This is a genomic window from Synechococcus sp. UW140, from assembly GCF_900474295.1.
Classification (GTDB): Bacteria; Cyanobacteriota; Cyanobacteriia; order PCC-6307; family Cyanobiaceae; genus Synechococcus_C.
The window spans coordinates 57156-78401 of record NZ_UCOB01000006.1 but is presented as its reverse complement, the minus strand read 5'-3'; the positions used below and the strand labels follow the sequence as shown (position 1 = coordinate 78401).

General features: G+C 61.1%; 23 protein-coding genes and 1 tRNA gene. 15 read left to right on the top strand and 9 right to left on the bottom strand.

What is annotated here, in order from left to right:
- Positions 1-5: 5 nt before the first annotated feature.
- The 4 genes from DXY10_RS02670 to gatC all read left to right on the top strand — a co-directional run bounded on the left by DXY10_RS02670 (position 6) and on the right by gatC (position 2174).
- The gene (locus tag DXY10_RS02670; protein WP_115015869.1) at positions 6-737 is read left to right on the top strand and encodes a queuosine precursor transporter; all 732 of its coding nucleotides are present in this window, start codon (positions 6-8) and stop codon (positions 735-737) included.
- A gap of 151 nt (positions 738-888) precedes the next feature.
- On the top strand, positions 889-1032 hold the full coding sequence (locus tag DXY10_RS14425) for a hypothetical protein (RefSeq protein ID WP_170955668.1): 144 nt from the start codon (positions 889-891) through the stop codon (positions 1030-1032).
- A 63-nt stretch (positions 1033-1095) separates the two neighbouring features.
- Positions 1096-1884, top strand: a complete 789-nt coding sequence (locus tag DXY10_RS02665) for a creatininase family protein (RefSeq protein ID WP_115016023.1) — start codon at positions 1096-1098, stop codon at positions 1882-1884.
- The gene (gene gatC, locus DXY10_RS02660) at positions 1881-2174 is read left to right on the top strand and encodes an Asp-tRNA(Asn)/Glu-tRNA(Gln) amidotransferase subunit GatC (protein WP_115015866.1); all 294 of its coding nucleotides are present in this window, start codon (positions 1881-1883) and stop codon (positions 2172-2174) included. The genes DXY10_RS02665 and gatC overlap by 4 nt, the downstream gene beginning before the upstream one ends.
- A 56-nt stretch (positions 2175-2230) precedes the next feature.
- Here the strand turns inward: gatC and crtR are convergent, their stop codons facing one another.
- Entirely contained in the window at positions 2231-3253 is a 1023-nt protein-coding gene (crtR, locus tag DXY10_RS02655; protein ID WP_115015863.1) for a beta-carotene hydroxylase, read from the bottom strand.
- Between the two features lie 56 nt (positions 3254-3309).
- Positions 3310-3391, bottom strand: a tRNA-Leu gene (locus tag DXY10_RS02650).
- 29 nt (positions 3392-3420) lie between these two features.
- On the opposite strand from DXY10_RS02650, the gene DXY10_RS15110 reads away from it, so the two are divergent.
- Both DXY10_RS15110 and ileS read left to right on the top strand, forming a co-directional pair.
- Positions 3421-4329 (top strand): hypothetical protein, encoded by a 909-nt coding sequence (locus DXY10_RS15110; RefSeq protein WP_244281898.1) that lies wholly within the window; start codon positions 3421-3423, stop codon positions 4327-4329.
- 25 nt (positions 4330-4354) lie between these two features.
- Positions 4355-7261, top strand: a complete 2907-nt coding sequence (ileS, locus tag DXY10_RS02640) for an isoleucine--tRNA ligase (RefSeq protein ID WP_115015861.1) — start codon at positions 4355-4357, stop codon at positions 7259-7261.
- Between the two features lies 1 nt (position 7262).
- On the opposite strand, the gene DXY10_RS02635 is transcribed toward ileS, so the two are convergent.
- Positions 7263-7571, bottom strand: a complete 309-nt coding sequence (locus DXY10_RS02635; protein ID WP_115015859.1) for a hypothetical protein — start codon at positions 7569-7571, stop codon at positions 7263-7265.
- Between the two features lie 4 nt (positions 7572-7575).
- A complete protein-coding gene (locus tag DXY10_RS02630) occupies positions 7576-8187 on the bottom strand; it encodes a DUF3177 family protein (protein WP_115015856.1) in 612 nt (203 codons plus the stop codon).
- 69 nt (positions 8188-8256) lie between these two features.
- On the opposite strand from DXY10_RS02630, the gene DXY10_RS02625 reads away from it, so the two are divergent.
- Genes DXY10_RS02625 through DXY10_RS02610 form a run of 4 tightly spaced genes read left to right on the top strand, consistent with a single transcriptional unit; the run spans position 8257 to position 12555 of the window.
- On the top strand, positions 8257-9546 hold the full coding sequence (locus DXY10_RS02625; protein ID WP_115015854.1) for an FIST N-terminal domain-containing protein: 1290 nt from the start codon (positions 8257-8259) through the stop codon (positions 9544-9546).
- 2 nt (positions 9547-9548) lie between these two features.
- Positions 9549-10256, top strand: coding sequence for a tRNA (guanosine(46)-N7)-methyltransferase TrmB (gene trmB, locus DXY10_RS02620; RefSeq protein ID WP_115015852.1), 708 nt, complete (start codon positions 9549-9551; stop codon positions 10254-10256).
- Positions 10256-11593, top strand: a complete 1338-nt coding sequence (locus tag DXY10_RS02615; RefSeq protein WP_115015850.1) for an IctB family putative bicarbonate transporter — start codon at positions 10256-10258, stop codon at positions 11591-11593. Before trmB ends, DXY10_RS02615 begins: the two co-directional genes overlap by 1 nt.
- Positions 11587-12555 carry a BadF/BadG/BcrA/BcrD ATPase family protein gene (locus tag DXY10_RS02610; RefSeq protein WP_115015847.1) on the top strand — a complete coding sequence of 323 codons (969 nt, stop codon included), beginning with the start codon at positions 11587-11589 and terminating at the stop codon, positions 12553-12555. The genes DXY10_RS02615 and DXY10_RS02610 overlap by 7 nt, the downstream gene beginning before the upstream one ends.
- Here DXY10_RS02610 and glmM read toward each other — a convergent pair.
- Positions 12542-13942 (bottom strand): phosphoglucosamine mutase, encoded by a 1401-nt coding sequence (gene glmM, locus DXY10_RS02605; protein WP_115015845.1) that lies wholly within the window; start codon positions 13940-13942, stop codon positions 12542-12544. The two genes, DXY10_RS02610 and glmM, sit on opposite strands and share 14 nt — an antisense overlap.
- A 46-nt stretch (positions 13943-13988) precedes the next feature.
- The gene (locus DXY10_RS02600) at positions 13989-14204 is read right to left on the bottom strand and encodes a hypothetical protein (RefSeq protein ID WP_244281897.1); all 216 of its coding nucleotides are present in this window, start codon (positions 14202-14204) and stop codon (positions 13989-13991) included.
- Positions 14205-14218: 14 nt separating this feature from the next.
- Here DXY10_RS02600 and DXY10_RS02595 point away from each other — a divergent pair, with 14 nt between their 5' ends.
- Positions 14219-16312, top strand: coding sequence for a lytic transglycosylase domain-containing protein (locus tag DXY10_RS02595; RefSeq protein ID WP_115015842.1), 2094 nt, complete (start codon positions 14219-14221; stop codon positions 16310-16312).
- An 18-nt stretch (positions 16313-16330) separates the two neighbouring features.
- Here DXY10_RS02595 and DXY10_RS02590 read toward each other — a convergent pair whose 3' ends face one another.
- On the bottom strand, positions 16331-16834 hold the full coding sequence (locus tag DXY10_RS02590; RefSeq protein WP_115015840.1) for a hypothetical protein: 504 nt from the start codon (positions 16832-16834) through the stop codon (positions 16331-16333).
- A gap of 79 nt (positions 16835-16913) precedes the next feature.
- Here DXY10_RS02590 and DXY10_RS02585 point away from each other — a divergent pair, with 79 nt between their 5' ends.
- Together DXY10_RS02585 and thyX are read left to right on the top strand one after the other, a co-directional pair.
- A complete protein-coding gene (locus DXY10_RS02585) occupies positions 16914-17474 on the top strand; it encodes a thioredoxin domain-containing protein (protein WP_115015837.1) in 561 nt (186 codons plus the stop codon).
- Positions 17475-17524: 50 nt separating this feature from the next.
- Positions 17525-18250 carry an FAD-dependent thymidylate synthase gene (gene thyX / locus DXY10_RS02580; protein ID WP_115015834.1) on the top strand — a complete coding sequence of 242 codons (726 nt, stop codon included), beginning with the start codon at positions 17525-17527 and terminating at the stop codon, positions 18248-18250.
- A gap of 12 nt (positions 18251-18262) precedes the next feature.
- Here the strand turns inward: thyX and dcd are convergent, their stop codons facing one another.
- The gene (gene dcd, locus DXY10_RS02575; protein ID WP_115015831.1) at positions 18263-18856 is read right to left on the bottom strand and encodes a dCTP deaminase; all 594 of its coding nucleotides are present in this window, start codon (positions 18854-18856) and stop codon (positions 18263-18265) included.
- A complete protein-coding gene (locus tag DXY10_RS02570) occupies positions 18856-19464 on the bottom strand; it encodes a cob(I)yrinic acid a,c-diamide adenosyltransferase (RefSeq protein WP_115015830.1) in 609 nt (202 codons plus the stop codon). The genes dcd and DXY10_RS02570 overlap by 1 nt, the downstream gene beginning before the upstream one ends.
- A gap of 191 nt (positions 19465-19655) precedes the next feature.
- On the opposite strand from DXY10_RS02570, the gene rph reads away from it, so the two are divergent.
- On the top strand, positions 19656-20402 hold the full coding sequence (rph, locus tag DXY10_RS02560) for a ribonuclease PH (RefSeq protein ID WP_115015824.1): 747 nt from the start codon (positions 19656-19658) through the stop codon (positions 20400-20402).
- Positions 20403-20470: 68 nt separating this feature from the next.
- Positions 20471-21199 carry a global nitrogen regulator NtcA gene (gene ntcA, locus DXY10_RS02555; protein ID WP_115015822.1) on the top strand — a complete coding sequence of 243 codons (729 nt, stop codon included), beginning with the start codon at positions 20471-20473 and terminating at the stop codon, positions 21197-21199.
- Positions 21200-21246: the final 47 nt, after the last annotated feature.

Below are 21246 nucleotides of genomic sequence, written 5' to 3'. Positions count from 1 at the left end.
CAGGCATGTCTCCCTTTACCACCGTGACCAGTAGCAGCTTGCAATCCCGCCGCGATCTGGTGTTTCTGGTGCTGGTGGGATTGTTCCTCGGCACCCTGGGGATGCTCAACATCCTGGGGCTGACGCGCTTTCTAGCTCTGGGCCACATCGGCTCCTGGCCAATCGTGGTGGCCGTCGGTGCACTCCCCTACCCAGTCACCTTCCTCTGCACCGACCTGATCAGTGAACTGTGGGGTGAACGCAAAGCAGCGCAGGTGGTCTGGGTGGGCCTACTGCTCAACGTCTGGGTGGTGCTGATCCTCTGGCTGGGAGGCGTGATGCCGGGGCTCCAAGACGCTCCAGAGACGACCTTCTTTGAGATCCAGAGGCTGGCCTTTGGCTCAGTTGGAGCCTCGATGGTGGCGTATCTCACCGCCCAGTTCGTGGATGTTCGTCTGTTCCATTTCTGGAAAGAACGCACCCAAGGCAAAGCTCTATGGCTGCGCAACAACGGCTCCACCCTGGTGAGCCAGCTGGTCGACACCAGCGCGGTCGTGCTGATTAGCCACTACGCAGCCCACGTGCTGCCAATCCGCACCGGCGAACCAGTGCTGCCGCAGCTCACCGCCTTCATCGCCAGCGGCTATCTGTTCAAAGCCATGGCGGCCCTGGCAGACACACTGCCCTTCATCTGGCTTACTGCCTGGTTGCGGCAATGGCTGGACGTTCCAGAGGCAGGTCAGGAAATCACTGGTTAACCAGCAACCGTTGCATCCTTGACTATGTCGTTGCCTGGATCGCGCCAAAACGACAGCTGAGCGATCACTGCACGCCAACGGTGACGATCAGCGCACCAATTCCAACTCCAACCTGATTGGTTGGCATGCTTAAAGCATCAAACATCTGACCATGGCCGCTGCCCTCTCAGGATTCAACCTCGGCACCGTGCTGCTCTTTAGCTGCGGTTTTTTCGTGCTGGCGACGCTCTATTTCGGGACCAGAGGTGGCTACTACAACACCGACAAGTACGACGGCAACGGCACCGCCCATTGATCCATTCCCCGATCGGCAAGCGGGGGGTTGCTGAGCGATCATCAGACGAATGATTCGCTTGGCATGAGCTCTCCCCTCCCAGGACCGGTCTCCAGCACCGAAGCGATACGACTGGCTCTGCGCAGCTGGCCTGAAGTAGATCGCTATCTGGAGCAGTACAACGGTGTGATCATCCCGCTCGGATCGACCGAGCAACACGGACCCACCGGAGCGATCGGCACCGACGCACTGACCGCCGAAGCGGTGGCCCTTGAGCTAGGGCGACAGAGCGGTGTGCTTGTGACTCCCGCACAAGCCTTTGGCATGGCAGAGCACCATCTCGGTTTCGCCGGCACGATGAGCCTGCAGCCCAACACCCTGCTGGCCGTGCTGCATGACCTGGTTCTGTCCCTGGCCACCCATGGCTTCGAGCGGATCTTCGTCGTGAACGGACACGGCGGGAACATTGCAACAGCCAAAGCCGCCTTCGCCCAGGCCTATGGCACCGCCACCAGCCGCGGCCTGCCAGTCGCTCCGCGACTGCGCTGCAGGCTGGCGAATTGGTTCATGGCCGGACCAGTGATGCAACGTGCGCGCTCTCTCTACGGCGACAGGGAAGGCCAGCACGCCACCCCGAGCGAAATCGCCCTCACCCTCCATCTACATCCCAGCCTGGAGGACAAACAACGCCCACTACCTGAACCAGCCCCCTGCGGGCCCATCCATGGCCCGGCAGATTTCCGCCGCCGCCATCCCGATGGCCGCATGGGCTCTGACCCGTTTCTGGCGAAGGCCGACCATGGCGCCGAATTCCTGAGCACGGCAGCGACGGCGCTGCGCAATGATTTAGCCACCTTCCTCACCGCTGCATGAGCAAAATCACAGCCGACGACGTGCGCAAGGTGGCCAAGCTGGCTCGGCTCGACCTGCCGGAGGAGACCATCACCACCTACACCGGCCAACTGGAGCGCATCCTCGATTACGTCGAACAGCTCCAAGCCGTCGAGACAGAAGGAGTGCCGCCAACAACGCGCGCTGTGGAAGTGGTCAACGTCACCCGCGAAGATGCAGTTGTGCCAACCGATGTGCGCGAAGAACTGCTGAACCAAGCGCCACTGCGGGAAGGCGATTTCTTCCGGGTTCCCAAGATCCTGACGGAGTGATCAACAGCGAGCAGAAGGCACACAGCCGAACCGAATCAGCACAAACTCAATGCTGATTAGAAGCGTCTGCGTGCCGGAGTGACAGCTGTGCGCTGGAGCAGCCCCATCCAACCCCGACGCATGCGAGAACTTGGCATGACCCAAGCAAGGCGGCGCATCTTGCTGCCATGTGGCTTATGGCTACGCACCCCAAGGAAGATGTCGTAGAGGAAGTTGAACAGATCGGTGCGCGTCTCAAAGAGCCCAAGGCGCTGAGGGGAACCCTTTGCATCAAGCAGGGGCTTGGTGGCTTCATAGGCCGGCTTGTACTCGAACCAAGGGATCGAAGGCCAGAGATGGTGAACCAAGTGATAGTTCTGGCCCATGATCAGCCAGTTCATCGTGCGACCGGGATACACGCGCGCGTTCTGCCAGCGGTTACGCGACAGAAACGGACGGTGGGGCAGATAGTCGAAGAACAAGCCGAGGGTGACACCCACCATCAAGGCTGGGGCAAACCAACAATTGAAAATGAAGGACAGAAAATCAAAGCGGACCGCAGCGACCACGATCGTGATGAAGACAGCCCGTTCAAACCCCCACTGCAGCAATTCCCAGCGTTTCCAGAGCTTGCGCTGAAAAAAGAAATACTCGTGATAAAAAAAGCGCGGTGCTATTAACCAAAGCGGACCGAAGGTGCTGACGATGTGATCGGGATCGTTCTTGGGGTCGTTCACATGGGAGTGATGCTGGAGATGCACTCGCGTGAACACAGGGAAGCTGAAGCCAAGCAGCAGAGCTGACCCATGCCCCATGGCCTGGTTGATCCAGGGCACAGGATGGGCGGCCTTGTGGCATGCATCGTGCACAACGGTGCCTTCCAAATGCAGGGCCAGAAATCCCGTCATCAACAGCACGGGCAGGGGCCAGGTCCCGACAAACCATCCCCAGACGGTGACCGCAGCAAGGGCATAGCCACAGAGGAAGAGCCCCACGGTGGGGTTCCAGGCCGCAGGGGGGTCAAGGAACTCCTTTGGCACTGAGCGCAACCCCTGGCCCGCAGGCGGTGCAGTGAAGGCAGCAGCGGTTGCGTTGGTCATCGGTTGACGCAGCCTTCTCAACATGTCACAAGCACTTGACCCTAAGAAAAGTGCAATGCCCACCGGGGGACTTGAACCCCCACGACCGAAGCCACTGGTACCTAAAACCAGCGCGTCTACCAATTCCGCCAGGTGGGCAGCGGCCGAACTCTAGGCATCCAACCAGAATGGAGCCAACCCGCACCCACTTGCTGATGCTGGCCAACCTCACCGGAGATCTCTGCCTGCTGGTGGGCATGGCAGTGCTGTTGCTGCCCCTGCTGGCAACTGAACTGAGCCGACCGCGCGATGGTCTCTGGGGGGCAGTGGTTCTGCTGCTTGGGCTGGTGCTGGTGACCAGCAGCGATCTGCTGCGGGGGTCGCCGATGCTTGCAGTGGTCTGCGGCACTCTGCTCATCGGCCGGCTGGGCAGCGAAGTGGCCCAGGCTCGCTGGCACCAGCTCAGCAGCGAGGAACAACAGCGTCTCAGTTCTCGCGAACGCTGGGTCACAAGCGTGCAGCAGCTGCTTGCGGCCATGGTGAGCCTTGGCAACAGCGCCGGAGCAGCACTCACCGCTCTCAAGCCCTCCCCACCGACCTCTGCAAAGCCTGAAGGAACAAGCCGCACGGGGAAACGCTGGGTGCGTCCTGAAACAGAGGACACCACCCCTGAACCATCCAGTACTGACCAGGCCGAAAGCACAGCACCTGAGGCCCACAACGACACCACAGTGGCCTCCATCAGTGCTCCTGAACCCCTAGAAGCACCAGAGACAAACGCAACAGCCGAAGCCGCCGAAGCAGCAGTCAACGCTGAGACGATCAGCGTGACGGCGGATCAAGTTGCTACCAAGCGGACATCGCCCGAATCGGCGCTGCCAATGCACAGCGCACCCTCCGAGAAAAGAGGCAAAGGCTTCGGCAGCCCTCGCGTTAAGGGGAAAGGCAAACGTTGGGTTCGGCCAGAACCAAAACCAGCAACATCACTGGAACCACCCAGCGATGCAGACATCACAACAGCTTCGAGCACGGTCTTGTCCGAGCCATCCGGCGACGATCCGGAAGCCGAAACCCCGATGAGCACCGGCGAGGACTGATAATCCCGGTTGCTGCAGCGCCATTGTGTCCCAGGAGAGCCGCCCGGCCGCTGATGCGCGCCCCTCATACAAGGAAACTCTCAACCTTCTCCAGACAGGGTTCGGAATGCGTGCCAACGCAATCCAGCGCGAACCGCAGCTGCAGACCTTCTGGACCGCACAAGGAATCGACCAGCGCCTTGGCGAAGAGAACCCAGGCCCGGTCTTCACTCTTCACGACGGCCCGCCCTACGCCAACGGGGCCCTGCACATGGGGCATGCCCTCAACAAGGTGCTCAAAGACATCATCAACAAACATCGGGTGATGAAGGGTCAGCGCGTGCGCTTCGTGCCCGGCTGGGACTGCCACGGCCTGCCGATCGAACTCAAGGTGCTCCAGGCCATGGACCAAGAGCAGCGCAAAGCGCTGACACCGGTGAAGCTTCGCAAGAAAGCTGCGGTCTATGCCCGCAAGCAGGTGGAAAGCCAAATGGCGGGCTTCAAGCGCTGGGGGATCTGGGCCGACTGGAGTCACCCCTATCTCACCCTCCAGAAGGAGTATGAAGCCGCCCAAATCGAGGTCTTCGGGAGCATGGCCCTCAAGGGCCACATCTATCGAGGTCTGAAACCGGTGCACTGGAGTCCAAGCTCCCGCACCGCCCTTGCCGAAGCCGAACTGGAATACCCCGATGGCCATACCAGCCCAAGCGTGTATGTGGCCTTCCCAGCTGTCTCCGTGCCAGATGCGCTTCGTGCCTCTCTTAAGAAGCAAGGCCTAGAGCTGCCGCTCGATGGCCCCGAGCTCGGGCAGACGCTGAAGGTGGCGATCTGGACCACAACACCCTGGACTCTTCCCGCCAACCTGGCGGTGTCGATCAATGAGCGCCTGGATTACGCCTTCGCGGCCGATGCAGATGGCCGTCTGCTGATTGTGGCCTCCGAGCTGTGCAAGGGCTTGGCCTCCAAGTTCGAGACCTCGCTAACCCAGAGAGCCGTGGTCAAGGGAGCCGATCTTGCAGGCCTGAGCTACCGCCACCCCCTGCTCGAGAGGGAAAGTCCGATCGTTGTTGGAGGTGAATACATCACCACGGAGTCTGGAACCGGGCTGGTGCACACCGCCCCTGGCCACGGTGTCGATGACTTCAACACTGGCCGGAAGCACGGCCTGCCCGTGCTGTGTCCGGTGGATGAAGCAGGCACCCTCACCGCCGAGGCCGGTCCTTTCGCAGGCCTGAACGTCCTGAAAGATGCCAACCCGGCCATTCTCGAAGCACTGGAACAATCGGGCGCACTGCTCAAACACGAGAGCTATGCCCACCGCTACCCCTACGACTGGCGCACCAAGAAACCCACCATTTTCCGTGCCACCGAGCAGTGGTTTGCCTCTGTGGAGGGGTTCCGCGCCGATGCCCTTGAGGCGATCGATCAGGTGAGGTGGCTTCCGAGCTCCGGCCGCAACAGGATCGAGTCCATGGTTGCTGAACGGGGCGACTGGTGCATCTCCCGACAACGCACGTGGGGTGTACCGATCCCAGTCTTCTATCACCGCAGCAGCGGCGACGTGCTGTTGAACGCCGACTCCATCAGCCACATTCAGGCTCTCATTGCCGAGCACGGCGCCGACGTGTGGTGGGAGAACGACGAAGCCGAGCTTCTGCCACCCAGCCATCAGGCAGAAGCTGACCAATGGCGCAAAGGCACCGACACGATGGACGTGTGGTTCGACTCCGGCTCCAGTTGGGCCGCCGTGGCCAGCCAGCGCGAGGGCCTGAGCTATCCCGCCGACCTTTACCTGGAGGGATCCGACCAACACCGGGGCTGGTTCCAGAGCTCCCTGCTCACATCGGTGGCGGTCAACGGCCATGCCCCCTATCGCACTGTGCTCACCCATGGCTTCGCTCTCGACGAGAAGGGCCGCAAGATGAGCAAATCCCTCGGCAATGTCGTTGATCCGATGGTGATCATCGAGGGTGGCAAGAACCAGAAACAAGAGCCGCCCTATGGCGCCGATGTGCTGCGTCTTTGGGTGAGCTCCGTGGACTACTCAGCGGATGTGCCGATCGGCGCCGGCATCCTGCGCCAGCTCGCCGACGTCTACCGCAAGGTGCGCAACACTGCCCGCTACCTCCTCGGCAACCTCCACGACTTCGACCCGACACGGGATGCCATCCCGATTCACGAACTGCCGTTGCTCGATCGCTGGATGTTGCAGCGCACCGCCACCGTGCTCGACAGCATTTCAGAGGCCTTTGAGAATTTCGAATTCTTCCGCTTTTTCCAGTTGCTGCAGAACTACTGCGTCAGCGACCTCTCCAACTTCTACCTCGACATCGCCAAAGACCGGCTTTACGTCAGTGCCCCCAACGACAAACGCCGCCGCAGTTGTCAAACGGTGATGGCTCTCATCATCGAACGACTCTCCGGGGCGATTGCCCCCGTGCTCTGCCACATGGCGGAAGACATCTGGCAGAACCTGCCCTACGCGGTGGAGGAAGACTCCGTGTTCCGGCGCGGTTGGCCCACGGTGCCAGACAGTTGGCGAGACGACAGCCTCCAGGCCCCGATGCAGCAGCTGCGAGACCTACGAAGCGCCGTCAACCGCGTGCTCGAAGACTGCCGCGCCAGGAGAGAACTAGGCGCGTCCCTCGAAGCCACCGTGCGGATCGATGTGCGCAGCCCAGCACTGCAAGACTCGGTGAACTGGATGCAGGAGCACGGGCAACCAGAGGTGGATGGGCTGCACGATTGGTTGTTGGTCTCCCAACTACAGCTGGGAGGTGATCCCTGGGCCGAGCTTTTGGCGAGCGAGGAGAGTGAGCTGGCCGTGATCGAAGTCGCCCGTTCCCGTGGTCAGAAGTGTGAACGCTGCTGGCACTACGAAAACGACATCGGGCAACACCCAGATCACCCCGAGCTGTGTGGTCGCTGTGTGGCCGTGCTTGAGCGTCGTTAACTCAGCTCCAAGCCTCAGGGTCGAGCAACTGGTGAACGGGGACTGGACCCAACAGCAGTTGCTCAGCATCCGGATTCAATGGCCCCACAAGCAACGTGGCCTGCTCAATGCAGGCCCCATCAGGCAACACGCTCTGATCGGGATCAAAGGCTGTGGGGTGAGTGATGCAACTGCTGAAGCCACGGAACAGCAAGAGTTCAAGCGCTTCTGTTGCACCTCCCGACAATTGAACATAACCAGTGAGCCGCACGACACGGTCGGGGCGCTCACGGCTGATGCTCTCCAAGATGACGAGCTCACCTGACGTCAACGGATCAGAACTCACCTGCGACGCGCCCCTGTCTGGGCAGACGGACCAACAGCCACTGGAGCAGGCCCACGACATAGGCCACCAGCATCACGTAGCCAAAGAAGGCCGCGACGGCTTCGTTCCAGTCTCCACCGAACAGGAAATCAAACACTCTCTCCAGTACCCGATGCAATCCTTGGGGGGCCTCAAGCCAGGCTTTGCAGTCACTGCCTTGGAGTGCCGTCACACAAGAGAGGCTGCTGATCGCCATCGCGGTAGCGATCACCGAGAACCCACTCAAGGCCCACCGCCAGAGCCTCACCGTCAGGGTGAGTGGATTACGCAGAGATCCATCAGCGAGCTCCTCATTCAGATCCACCCAGAACCAAACGCTGATCGTCATCAGCACGGGGGCCAGCAAGGCTGTGATGTAACCCAGTGGGCGCTGATCCGTCAGCAACAACAGGGTGATGACAAGCAAGCTGGCCACCTTCCAATAGATGCCGAGTAAACGATTGATCACCGCCTCCCTGCGCACCGCGGCCCAGATCAGCAGGACAAGTGGCAGACCCAAAGCGAAGGTGGCTCCGAGGCGATAGGTCAGCCACACCAGGCTGCGGTAAGGAAGATCGGGCACCGGAGTGGTTCAAGTCGGCGCCATTATCGACGCAGACATCCGCAAAGGCAGGGTTGGTAAGGTCCAGCCATGCGGCTGTTCTCACCGTTCAACTGGTTGCGACCACGCCAGGCCCAGGCCCGATGTCGCACAGCGCTGTCCAGTCAGACCTCCCTGGATGCAGCCGTGAAGGAGGTCAGCACCGCTCTCGGGCCGGCCAAAGCTGACCTAGCCCTGGTGTTTGTCTCCAGTGATTTCGCCAGTGATCTCCCCCGATTGCAGCCACTCCTTCAGGAGCGACTGCAATCGGAGCACTGGCTGGGTTGCATCGGCGGCGGTGTCGTCGGCACCAACAACAAAGGCAAAGCCTGCGAACTGGAACAAACACCAGCCCTGAGTGTCACCCTGCTCAACCTGCCTGGGGCGGTGCTTCAACCCTTTGCAGTCACAACCGACACCCTGCCCGATCTAGACGGATCCAATCAGCAGTGGCAGCAATGGCTTGGACTGGATCCTTCGGCGCTGCGGTCGCTCATCATCCTGATCGACCCAAGCAGCTCGAGCATCAACGACATGATGAGCGGCCTCGACTACGCCTTCCCTTCCGCTCCCTGCCTGGGAGGAATCGCCGCTCCTCATGCCGCCCCCCATGGCTCTCTTCTGCAGGGACAGGCCGTGAGAAGTGGAGCCGTCGGCATTGCCATTGGCGGGGACTGGACGCTGGAACCGGCGGTAGCGCAGGGATGCAAACCAATTGGCCCAGTGTTCTCAATCGAGCAGGCTGAACGGAACGTGCTGCTCGAACTCAGTCATAACCAGAAACGCGACACGCCTGTTGCCTGCCTGCAGCGGGTTCTTGCCGAGCTCAATGACGAGGAACGCGAACTGGTGAAAGACTCCCTCTTCCTTGGTATCGAAAGAGGTGCTCTGCTGATGGGAGCCAGCACTTCCCCAGAACCACGCAGTGCCTTCCTGGTGCGCAACCTGATCGGCGTCGATCCCCGAAACGGAGCAGTCGCCGTTGCCGAAAGGATCCGGGTCGGACAGAACGTTCAGTTTCAACTACGGGAAGCAGAAGCCTCCCGCAGAGAGGCCCGCCAGCTGCTCTGCGAGGCCAGAGAACGTTGTGAACAACAGCCACTGTTTGGCCTGCTGTTCGCCTGCCTCGGAAGGGGGGAAGGCCTCTTTGGCAGCAAAGACGGGGATGTTGGGATCGCCCGTTCTGTGATCGCAGACCTACCGATCGCGGGTGCCTTCTGCAACGGCGAAGTTGGTCCTTTGGCCGGGAGCACCCACCTGCATGGATACACCGCCTGCTGGGGACTCCTGCGTCACGCTCCCCTGGCAACCTCAGAGGCTGATCCACCACCCTCTGCCTGATCTTGCGCCAGCACGTCAATCCCCTCAGCCGGTTTTTCCAGCTGCCCCGGGAGCTGCCCGGGCCCGATGCGCTGTTTGACGATCCGAGCCGACCCATCCACCTGGACATCGGCTCTGCCAGGGGCCAGTTCTTGCTAGCCCTGGCGGAAACCCAGCCACACTGGAATCACCTTGGCGTCGAAATCCGCAGGCCCCTTGTGGATGCAGCCCAACGCGATCGGGAGACCAGGGAGCTGCACAACCTCCATTTCCTCTTCTGCAACGCCAACGTGAGCGTGGAGGGCTGGATGGAAGCGCTACCGCCCGATCGTCTCCAGCGCGTGTCGATTCAATTCCCGGACCCGTGGTTCAAGAAACGGCACCAGAAACGGCGGGTGCTACAACCCTCCCTGCTGCTCGCCATCGCCTCCACACTCCAGCAGGGCCGCGAACTGTTCATCCAGAGCGATGTCCTCGAGGTGATCAAGCCGATGGTGGCTCTCACCGAACTGAGTGGATGCTTTGCTCGCCCCAAGGAGGACACCCGTCCCTGGCGAGGGGACAATCCTCTACCCGTGCCGACAGAACGAGAGCGTTACGTGTTGGAGCAGCAGCTGCCGGTGTACCGGGTGTTGTACCGCCGCAACAACACGCCACTGCCATCCGTTGCAGAACTCGAACAATCCTGGGAACGGGTTGATAATTCAGCGGACACCACACCCTCCCCGTGATGGCTGATGCGGTTGCCACACCTCCGTTATTGCTGCGCTGGCAGGGATGGCTCCCCTGCTCGAGCGGCCAACAGAAGCGCCTGCAGGCCACAGCCTGCCTGGTGCTGATGGCTCTGCTGGCCACTTTGCCCGTGATCAGCCGCACAGGTCTCAGCCTGGTGATGATGGCCTGTGGTGCCCTGTGGCTGCTCTTGGCCCTCATCACCCCACCGGGTCGACTTGGTGCGATCAGCGGCTGGATGCTGCTCTACCTGGCCATTGCCATTCTGACCACAGGGTTTTCGCCTGTGCCAATCGCTGCGGCAAAGGGCCTGATCAAGCTCCTCAGCTATCTCGGGGTCTATGCCCTGATGCGCCAACTCCTGCACGAGCGTCCGATCTGGTGGGATCGTCTCGTGGCAGCGCTGCTCAGCGGCAGTTTGCTCAGCAGTGTGCTGGCCCTGCGTCAGCTGTACGGACCGACCGAAGAACTCGCCGGCTGGGCTGATCCCAATTCCGTTGCCGAAGGCACGATTCGCATCTATGGCCCCCTCGGCAATCCCAATTTGCTGGCGGGTTATCTGGTGCCGATCCTGCCCATCGCCCTGGTGGCACTGCTGCGTTGGCGCACCTGGGGGCAACGGCTGTTCGCCGGCACTTCCCTAATTCTGGGAACGGGCGCGACGCTGTTCAGCTACAGCCGCGGCGGCTGGCTGGGAATGGTGGCGGCCCTCGGCCTTGTGCTGCTGCTCCTGCTGCTGCGGGGGATCCGCCATTGGCCGCCGCTCTGGCGGCGGCTCCTTCCTCTTGGCCTGCTCATGCTGGCAATCGCCCTAACTGCCGTAGCCGCAACCCAGGTGGAACCAATTCGCACCCGCGTCGCCAGCCTGCTGGCAGGTCGTGGCGATAGCTCCAACAACTTCCGGATCAACGTCTGGATGGCCTCGATCGCAATGGTTCAAGACCGACCTTGGCTGGGCATCGGCCCTGGCAATAACGCCTTCAACAGCATCTACCCCCTCTATCAGCAGCCACGATTCAATGCCCTCAGCGCCTACTCAGTACCTCTCGAGATCCTGGTAGAAACAGGAATCCCAGGCCTCATCGCCAGCCTTGGTTTGCTTATGAGCAGTCTGCGCCGCGGCCTCATCGGGCTCGGAGGTGAAGGGCTGCTGAACTTGCCTCGGCTGGCGAGCCTTGCCGCTATTGCTGGCTTGGTGGTGCAAGGCGCCACAGACACGATCTTCTTTCGGCCGGAAGTGCAGATCGTTGGCTTGTTCTGCCTCGCCACCCTGGCCCAACCCTTCACCACCACTGACGAAACAAACCTCATCGACGCAAGGGAACAACCATGCTGATCGCCGGATTCGATGCCGGTCAAACCCACACCCGCTGCCGCCTGCAACGCTGGCTCTCCAACCCTGAACCAGGGGCCGATGCAGGTGCTGGATCAATCGTCGGCGAAGGCGAGGGGAGTGGGGTCTGCCACCTCGCTGCCGAAGGTGGCGAAGCCGCCTTCCAAGCCGCGATTCGCTCCAGCCTGAACGCTGCCCTCACAGAAGCAGCCCTGCCCCAAACCACCCCGATCAAGGCAGCCGTCGTTGGCGCCAGCGGCATCGAACAGGGCACGGCCCTGCAACAACGCGGGCATGCGTTGCTCTGCCAAGCCCTCCAACTCGACCCGGCCTTGGCCCTTGTGAACGGCGACGAACGCACGGCCCTGCATGCCGCCTTTCCTCAAGAAGCCGGGATTGTGCTGATCAGCGGCACCGGCATGATTTGCCTTGGCCGCAATGCCGAGGGGCGAGAACACCGCAGCGGAGGCTGGGGCTGGCGGCTCGACGGCGCCGGATCGGCCTATGACATCGGCCATCAGGGCCTACAGCTGAGCCTGCGCATGGCCGATGGTCGTTTACCCAAGACTCGATTATTGGACCAACTCTGGACAGCTCTGGGGTGCAGCAGCCCCGAAGCGATCAAAACACTGGCAGCAGGCCAGGAGATGGGCGTGGCTGCCATAGCCCGCTTAGCCCCGCTGGTGGAAGCTGAGGCCCAGGCCGGCGACAAACAGGCCCTTCAAGTGCTCGATCACTCGGCCATGGCGTTGGCAGAAGCTGTGGCTGCGGTCGCCAAAGCTTTAGACCTTCCCTCGGCATCGATCAGTGCCCAGGGAGGCGCGATTACCCATCTTCGTTTGCTCCGCAACCTGGTGGAGCAACACCTCACGGCCAAGCTGCCCCACTGGCAATGGGTTAGTAGCGCCGGTGACGCCTGCGACGGTGCTCTGAGCCTGGCCCTAGGGCTACTCAGGCCGCATTGAGATGCTGATCAGCAGCAACGGCAAGACGCTCAGTCCAGAGGTCCACACTGGCTTGCTCTGCCGCCTCAACCATCACTCTCAACAGGGGTTCGGTGCCGCTGGCCCGCACCAAAACACGCCCCTGATCAGCCATCGCTTCCTCTGCTTCACGCACGAGCGCATGCAAAGGCTCACAGCGATCCCAATGTTTGCGCCGGCTCAGATCAGGCACCCGCACGTTCACCAACTTTTGGGGATAAGGCTGGAAACTTTGATCCAATAACTCGGCCAGGCTGAGCTCCCGCTGCTGGCAGAGGTTGGCGATCTGAAGAGCGGTGAGCACCCCATCGCCTGCCAGACCATGGGCCGACGAGAGGATGTGGCCCGATTGCTCACCGCCAAGGGCGGCGCCAGAGCTCACCATCGCCGCATGCACGTGCTGATCGCCCACAGCAGTGCGTTGGAGGACACCGCCTCGCGCCTGCCAGGCCCGTTCGAAGCCAAGGTTTGACATCACTGTGGCAACGAGAAGCTGATCAGGCAGAGCCGCCTGATCCTGCAGTGCCGATCCCCAGAGATAGAGCACGTGGTCTCCATCAACCACCCGACCCTGACCATCCACAGCCAACATGCGGTCAGCATCGCCATCGAAGGCAAAGCCCATGGCGGCACCACTTGTCATCACCGCTTCCCGCAAGGGTTCGAGATGGGTGGAGCCGCAACCAACATTGATGCGGGTGCCATCCGGTTCTCCGTGCAGCACCGCGAGATCGGCACCAAGAGCCTGAAACACCTCCGCACCGAGGGCCGTGGCCGATCCCCAACAGAGATCCAGCACCAGCTTCACCCCCTTGAGTCCCTGGCCAGGCACGCTGGCCAGCAAACCATCCCGGTAATGCTGGAGCAGTTCCGGGCGGTGATGGGCGGGTGCACAGGCCGGCTCCACCTCGGCTGGAGCGGAGGCGGCTGACGCACCACGCAGCCCAGACTCGATCGCCTGCTGCAACTCAGGGCGCACCTTGTTGCCATCCGCACCAAACACCTTGATGCCATTGTCATGTGGCGGGTTATGGCTGGCAGACACCATCAAGCCACCGGCGGCACCGCATCGACGGATCAAGTGGGGCACCGCCGGGGTAGCGCACAGTCCCAAGGTCCAAACCTCACGCCCCGCAGCGGTGAGACCGGCCGTGAGCGCCGACACCACCATGGAGCCACTGCAGCGTGAATCCATGCCAATCAGCACCGGACCCTGCCGCGGGAACACGCGGCCGCACCAATAGCCCACCTGAAGGGCCAACGCGGGCGTGATCGCAGAACCTACCCGTCCACGCAGACCATCAGTGCCGAAGGCCGCCTGGGAGGGATGGTGGGGCATCCCCAGGGGCGGAGTGGCGTGGTCGGCCATCAGGTCGCAGTTGAGAGAGCTGGAGATTAAGCCGCTTCCAGGCGTCTCACCGCCAGCGCTTCGCGGCCAGCAGCAATCCCGCCAGCTCCAGCACTGCCCAGACAGCGATGAGCACCACCACCCAGCCGGGTAGCCACAGCAGAGGCCAGATCCATCGCCCGCCCCAAATCAAAAGCAAGAGCAACCATGCCAGTGCAATCCGTCGGCGCTGGAACTCTCCCGGATGCGACTCTCGCTTCACCCTCGCCATGCCAGAGGTCATGCCTCAGCAACAGAATGCCAGCAGTTCGCGCCGGCGGTTTGACTGAGCGTACTTCCCGCGGCCTGCTGCTACTCGGCGGCACAGTGATCGGCAGCGTGGGGCTGATCCTGGCCGGTCAGCAGCTGCTGCGACACCAGCACACCGTGCTCACCCCTGCCGCCAGCGAGGCAATGCTTTGGAAGCACTACCGATGGTCATGGGATCCCGGCCAACGGCGCGAAGCCGCCTTGCTGCTAGCGAGCGCCGATCAAGACTCTCAAAGGCGCCGGCAACGGTTGCTGCATGGACAGGCCTGGGGATCGGCACCGATTGCCGCCGCTGTCCTGCAACAACAAGCCAGTACGGCAAGCCAACTAGGCGACCTTGATCGCGCCAAGTCTCGCTGGCAGGCACTGGTGCTGCTTTTCCCTGACAGCCCGCTCAGTGCGGATGCTGCCTATCACCTCTCCAGGACAAACCCTGACCTCACACAACACCTGCTGAAGCAGCATCCAGCCCATCCCGCCAGCCTTGAACGTGCTGTGGAAACCAAGCAGGCGCTCCATCTAGCCCGCTGGGGCCCAGGCCACCATGGCGCCGGGGGGGTCATCCGTGAGGCCTGCCTCTTGAGCACCACTGCCGCCGCCCCCAGCAACGACGAGCGTCAGTTACTGGCCAGGGCCCTGGCGACCCTCGGGGATGGACAGGCAAGCCTCGACTGCCTGCAGGGAGCACCCCCTCAACCCGCCACTGCCCTGAGCATCGGCCGAGCCTTGCTGCACGGCACGCAAGAACAGCAGTCCAAGGGGGAACGCTTACTGGTGGCACTGACCCATAGCAGTGCCAATCCTGTTGGTGCCACTGGCCTCGAGGCGGCACGCCTCCTGAGCGAGCCCTTGTACCCGAAGGCAACGCTGCTAGCCCAACTGCCGCAATCGTTGCGCGATCAGTCCGCCGATATCGCTACCGCGGAGGTGCGCCTGGGGAAGCGCAAAGCTGCCTCTGTCTTCCAACGATGGCCGAAGCATCCAGCCAGTTGGCAGCTGCAGTGGGACCTGGCACGAGCGGAACTCTTGGCTGGTCGTTGGCAGCAGGCAGAAGGCTGGCTGCAGGCATTGGCCACCACCGTGCTGCCGGAACCGCTAGCAGCACGGCAGCGCTTTTGGCTCGGGCTCAGCCTTGCCAAGCAAGGGCGTGCTGCGGAGGCCAAACGCCAATGGCAAACGCTGCTGAAACAGCATCCTCCGGGGTACTACACGTGGCGAGCCTCAGCCCGGCTTGGGCAAGACACGCTTCCCGGTCTGAATCAAGCTGCTGAGGCCAAGTTGAACTCTGGTGATCGAGACACAAGCCCTCCGAGCTTGAACTGGCGCCCTCTCAAGAGCGACGACGCCCTAGTCAACAACCTATGGCGACTGGGCATGGCGAAGGAGGCCTGGGAAAGCTGGCGCAGCCGTCATGCCAGCCGGCTGGATCCCACATCACTTAGCCCTGCACCCGATCACCCGGAGATGATCACGACAGGGCGACTTCGCCTCGCTGTCGGAGATCACTGGGGTGGGCTCGACACTCTTTGGCGCACGAGCCTGCGTCTCGTGGGTGAAAGCTGCAACATGCGCTGGAACCTGCATCATCTCCAACATCCCCGTCCGTTCACCGCTGTCTTTGCGGCGGCGGCCCACAAAGAGAACGTGCATGAAGCCCTACTGCGAGCAATCGCCAAACAGGAATCCCGCTATTCACCCGGGGTGCGTTCGGTTGTGGGTGCCCAAGGGTTAATGCAGCTGATGCCCGCCACAGCAACCGAATTGGCCGGACGCAGTCTCAATGACAAGGAGCTGAAGGATCCGAAGGTCAACTCCAGACTCGGAGCCCGCTACTTAGGCCAACTGTTGCACCAGTGGCAAGGCAACCCCTGGCTCACGGTGGCGAGCTACAACGCCGGTCCAGGAGCCGCCGGAGGTTGGCGCAGCGACGAGCTAGAGCAGGACCCGGAACTCTGGAGTGAACGAATCCCCTACCCGGAAACGAGGATCTACACCAAAAAAGTGCTGGGCAACCTCTGGGCATACCTGCAGAGCAACCAGGCCCCCTGCTCACCACGACACGCTGAAAGCGCAAACGATTGACCTAGGGGGCTATCTGTTTCAGAGACTGATCGACGCTGGAACCGCCAATGGCCATAGCGGGCTCGGCAAGGAATGGCCCAGCCAGATCCCAGCCAGCACAATCATCGCCATCCAGAAAGCCATCACGACAGGCGGCGGCACCACCCTGATTCGGGTGAGATCCAAACGAGCCAAAAGCACAGCTGAGGCAAGAATCAGCACATCAGCCAGCAACTTCAGCTGCAAGACATACAAACCACCTGTAATCACCAAGAGCAAGGTGACCACCAGGCTAAAGACCCTGCTAGAGGCCATCAGCATCGAGATTTGACGAAGCAGCAAATCCGGCATGGTGCAAATGATCACCACCACCAGAGACTGGACCACCTCCACCGTCCAATAGATCTGAGGATCCAGGCCTTCCCCTTGAATGAGCCCCTGTTGGAACACTGTCCAGTGGTGGCCCATCACCGTCGCCACCCCGAACAGGAGCAGCACCAATGGTGCTCGAAAAGGCAGCAGCAAAAATCTCAGCAGCGGCATCGGCAGTCGCGCTTGATCAAACGCTAGCAACGCCGTTCACGAGAGCCTGCCAGAGTGACGTCCGTCTCTGAAGTTCGGCATGACCGGTCAGTCCGCGTCCGCGAGCCTGAGCGCACTACAAAAGATCCTGCTTGTGATCAGCGCGGTGGTGTTGGCGGTGATGCTCTTTTTGCTGCGCAATGGCATGTCGGCGGAATCACCGATGGATCAACTCGCACGTCGATCACTTGCGCCGGAAGTGGCTCTGAGCAATCAAACTCCAACCATGCTCGAGTTTTATGCCGACTGGTGCGAGGCCTGCCGGGAGATGGCACCAGCGATGCTGGACACCGAACGACGCACCAGCGGACGGATGGATGTGGTGCTGATCAATATCGACAACCCCCAATGGCAGGACTTGATTGAGCGCTATGAGGTCAACGGCATTCCTCAGCTGAATCTGTTCGACGCCGATGGGGAGCTACGCGGCAGATCGCTTGGTGTGCGCACACCCGCCGAACTTGAAGCACTCAGCACAGCACTGATCGAAGGAACGCCCCTACCGCAGTTCTCGGGTATCGGCAGCATTAGCGCCCTAGAACCTGTCGATTCAATTGCTACAGCCACATCCGGCAGTGCCGGGCCTCGCAGCCACGGCTGAAAGAAACGGCCATGATCGGCCAAGACCCGTTCATTTCATTCCCATCCGCTATGGATCCTCGCTTCCGGGTCGACTTGATCGCCGCCACACCCAACCCCCAGCAGTGTGTGTATGCCGGCATGCATCAGGACTACAGCGAAGGCTTCGTGGCCGGGGATAGAGACCAGTGGCCGGATGAACGCCGTGCTGGAGAAGTTTGTGTGAAACGGCTCCTCGCTGGGGAACGTGGCCATTACGGCCCACTCGAACATGCCCAGATCGTGCTGAACGTGGGTTGGTTTCCCCATTCAGTGATGCAGCAGGCCCGGACCCACCGGGTAGGAGTGAGTTTCGACGTCCAATCCATGCGCTACACCGGCGATCGAATCTGCCGTGCAGCCAACGGCGAACTCGACCTCGAGGAAGTGTTCTACCTACGTCCCTTAGGTACCTACAGCGATCGGCAAGGCAAGAAATATGCCTACAGCGAGGAGCAACGAGCACAGGATCTCCAACTCTGTCGCCAGGGAGCTGAGCGCTATCGCGACCTGCTTCAGAGCGGATTTGCCGAAGAGCATGCCCGTGGAATCCTTCCCTTCGACTACCGCCAGCACTTTGTTGTGAGCTTCAGTCTTCGGGCTTTCCTTCACTTCATGGATCTGAGAGCCAAGCTCGATGCCCAGCAAGAAATCCGTGAGTTGTGCGACCTGATGTGGCCACACTTGCAGCAATGGGCTCCGGAGTTCGGGGCCTGGTACGAAAAAACCCGATTACACAAGGCCAGACTGGCTCCCTGAAGGGGAGAGCCTTCAGACCTTTGCCAACGTCACCCTCTCAGGCTGGTGCTGATACTTGCCCTGCCGATCGCTGTAGGTGGTGTCGCAGGGATCACCTTCAAAGAACAACAGCTGACAGATGCCTTCGTTGGCATAAATGCGGCAATCCGCTCCGGAACTATTGCTGAATTCAAGGGTGAGATGCCCCTCCCAACTGGCTTCTGCAGGAGTGGTATTCACGATGATGCCGAGCCGGGCATAGGTGCTCTTTCCAAGGCAAATCACCGTGATATTCGGCGGCACCTTCATCTTTTCGAGGGCAACACCAAGGCCATAGGAATGAGCCGGAAGGATGAAATAGGCGCCGTCTTCGTCGTGATGAAGCTCAGTCGGCTCAAGATTGGCTGGGTTGAACCGCTTGGGGTTCATCACCGTGCCAGGCACATGCTTAAAGATCAGAAATTCCTGGGGCGAGAGACGAAGGTCATAGCCATAGGAGGAACAGCCAAAACTGAGCACAGGACTCTGCCGCTGTTCAGGGTCGAGATGGCGCACCAACCCTGACTGAAACGGCTCAAGCATGCCGCCAGAAGCCTGCTCAGTGATCCAGCGATCGTTCTTGAGCATTAGAAACCTCGACGCAATTCGGTGACCTGATCGGCCATGTCCATCAAGGAGTCTGGAATGGATGGGCCCGTAACGATTACATCCATAGAACCCGGCCGCTGGTCAAGCGTGCTGCGAACCTCCTGTTCATCCAGATAACCCAAAGCAACTGCAAGACCCAACTCATCCAGCACCAGATGATCAAGATCGCCCGCGAGCAGACGCTGCCGACACTCGACCCATAGGGCCTCCACAGCGGCCCTGACATCCGGGCTCTGATCGGCAGCCGGATCGGCCAGGCAGCAAGCCAAATCAGGGCGAAGCCACTGCAGCCGACCACAGAGTGTGAGGCGACGCTCCGGGCCCTGGGCCACACCACCCTTGAGAAATTGCACCACCATGACGCGACTGCCGAGGCCAGCTGAGCGAAGCGCCTGACTGAGAACAGTGGCAAAACTGCCGCGATAAGGAGCGGTGTGGACTTGCAGCTCTCCTTCTGGCGAAACCAGATGCAAGGGTGGCCGCGGCGCGGGCAAAGGCAGCGGATGCAGCCCTGCACGCTCCAGAGTCCGATGATCCGCCAATCGGGAATCACCGGGACGATGGCTAGTGCTGAGGCTCGCTGTCATCAAGTTCTCGCGCGTCCGGGAGTATCCCGCTGAATTCAAACCTAGCGCCGCTGGCCAGGTTTACAAGCACTCTGACACCATCCCTGGTGTAAAGGTGCGGAGCGTGCCTCTCGCCCTGCCCACACAAGACGCAGGTAGCGAACTGGCCACCTGCCAGGCTCAAGCCACCCCTCTCTCCCCAGGCTCTGGCCATGACAGCCCCTACCAGCCATGGCGGCAACACCGAGCGTGCCGGTGGCCGCACAGCCGCTGATCTGCGCCCGTTCTCGATTAGTTGGGATCCGATGGGCTTTGCCCTCAGTTCGCTGATTGTCCACACCGGAGAGACCGCCGTGCTTTGCAGCATCTGCCACCAGGAGGGTGTACCCCGCTGGCGAAAAGGGGAGGGGAAAGGCTGGTTGAGCGCGGAATACCGCCTGTTGCCAGGGTCGACCCCTGAACGCCAGAAGCGAGAGCTGATGAAACTCTCGGGCCGCACCCAGGAGATTCAGCGCCTGATCGGTCGCAGCTTGCGCGCCTGCATCGACATGGAAGCGCTTGGGGAAAACACGCTGCTGATCGATTGCGACGTGATTCAGGCTGATGCCGGAACCCGTACCGCATCGATCACAGGGGCCTGGGTCGCCCTTCAACATGCCTGCAACAAACTTGTGGAGACAGGGCTGGTGCAGCGACAGCCCATCACCCAACAAGTGGCCGCCGTTTCCGTCGGCCTCATCGCAGGCGACGGCCTTCTCGACCTCGACTACAGCGAAGACTGCCGAGCGGATGTGGACATGAACGTGGTGATGGCTAGCAGCGGCAATCTGTTAGAGATTCAAGGCACAGCGGAAGGTGCGTCCTTCAGCCGGCAACAGCTCAATCAGCTGCTCGACCTTGCCGAACCGGGCCTGACCCAATTGATGGCAGCACAACGACTGGCTCTGGACGAGCGCTGAATTCCGTACCTGTTGCTACACGAGTCGACAAAGTTCATCCTTAACTTCTGGAGATCAGCAGTGTCTTCATGCCTGGAGTCATGCACGGTTTCAGCCGTACCGTCTCTCCACTTACAGGGCCGGTGAACCTCGCCAACGCCTCCGAGCAGAAGCCACGCACTTTGATGGACGTGATCCGTGGCCTTGATGGCGCCTCCACGGAAATGGTTGAGCGGGGCAAAACAATTTTCTTCCCGGGCGATCCTGCCGAACGTGTGTATCTGATCCGCCGCGGTGCAGTGCGCCTCTCACGGGTCTATGAGTCTGGCGAAGAGATCACGGTGGCACTGCTAAGGGAAAACAGCCTGTTTGGCGTCCTTTCCCTGCTGACTGGCCATCGCTCCGACCGGTTTTATCACTCAGTCGCCTTCACCAGGGTGGAAATGATCACCGCTCCAGCCGGGTCAGTCCGCCAGGCGATCGAAGCCGACTCTGGCGTCGGCCTGCTGCTACTGCAGGGGCTTTCCAGCCGCATCCTTCAAACGGAGACCATGATCGAGACATTGACCCATCGGGACATGTCCTCCCGCCTGGTCAGCTTCTTGCTCGTTCTCTGCCGTGATTTTGGTGTTCCCAGCGATCGCGGTATCACCATCGACCTACGCCTATCGCATCAGGCGATCGCCGAAGCCATTGGCTCCACACGGGTAACGATCACACGCTTGCTGGGCGATCTGCGCAATTCAGGACTGGTTGAGATCGACCGCAAAAAGATCACTGTGCTCGATCCAATCGCCCTAGCGAAGAAATTCAGCTAGGGATTCAAAGGGTGAGAATGACTGTCGGTTGGCAAGGTCACCCCCCA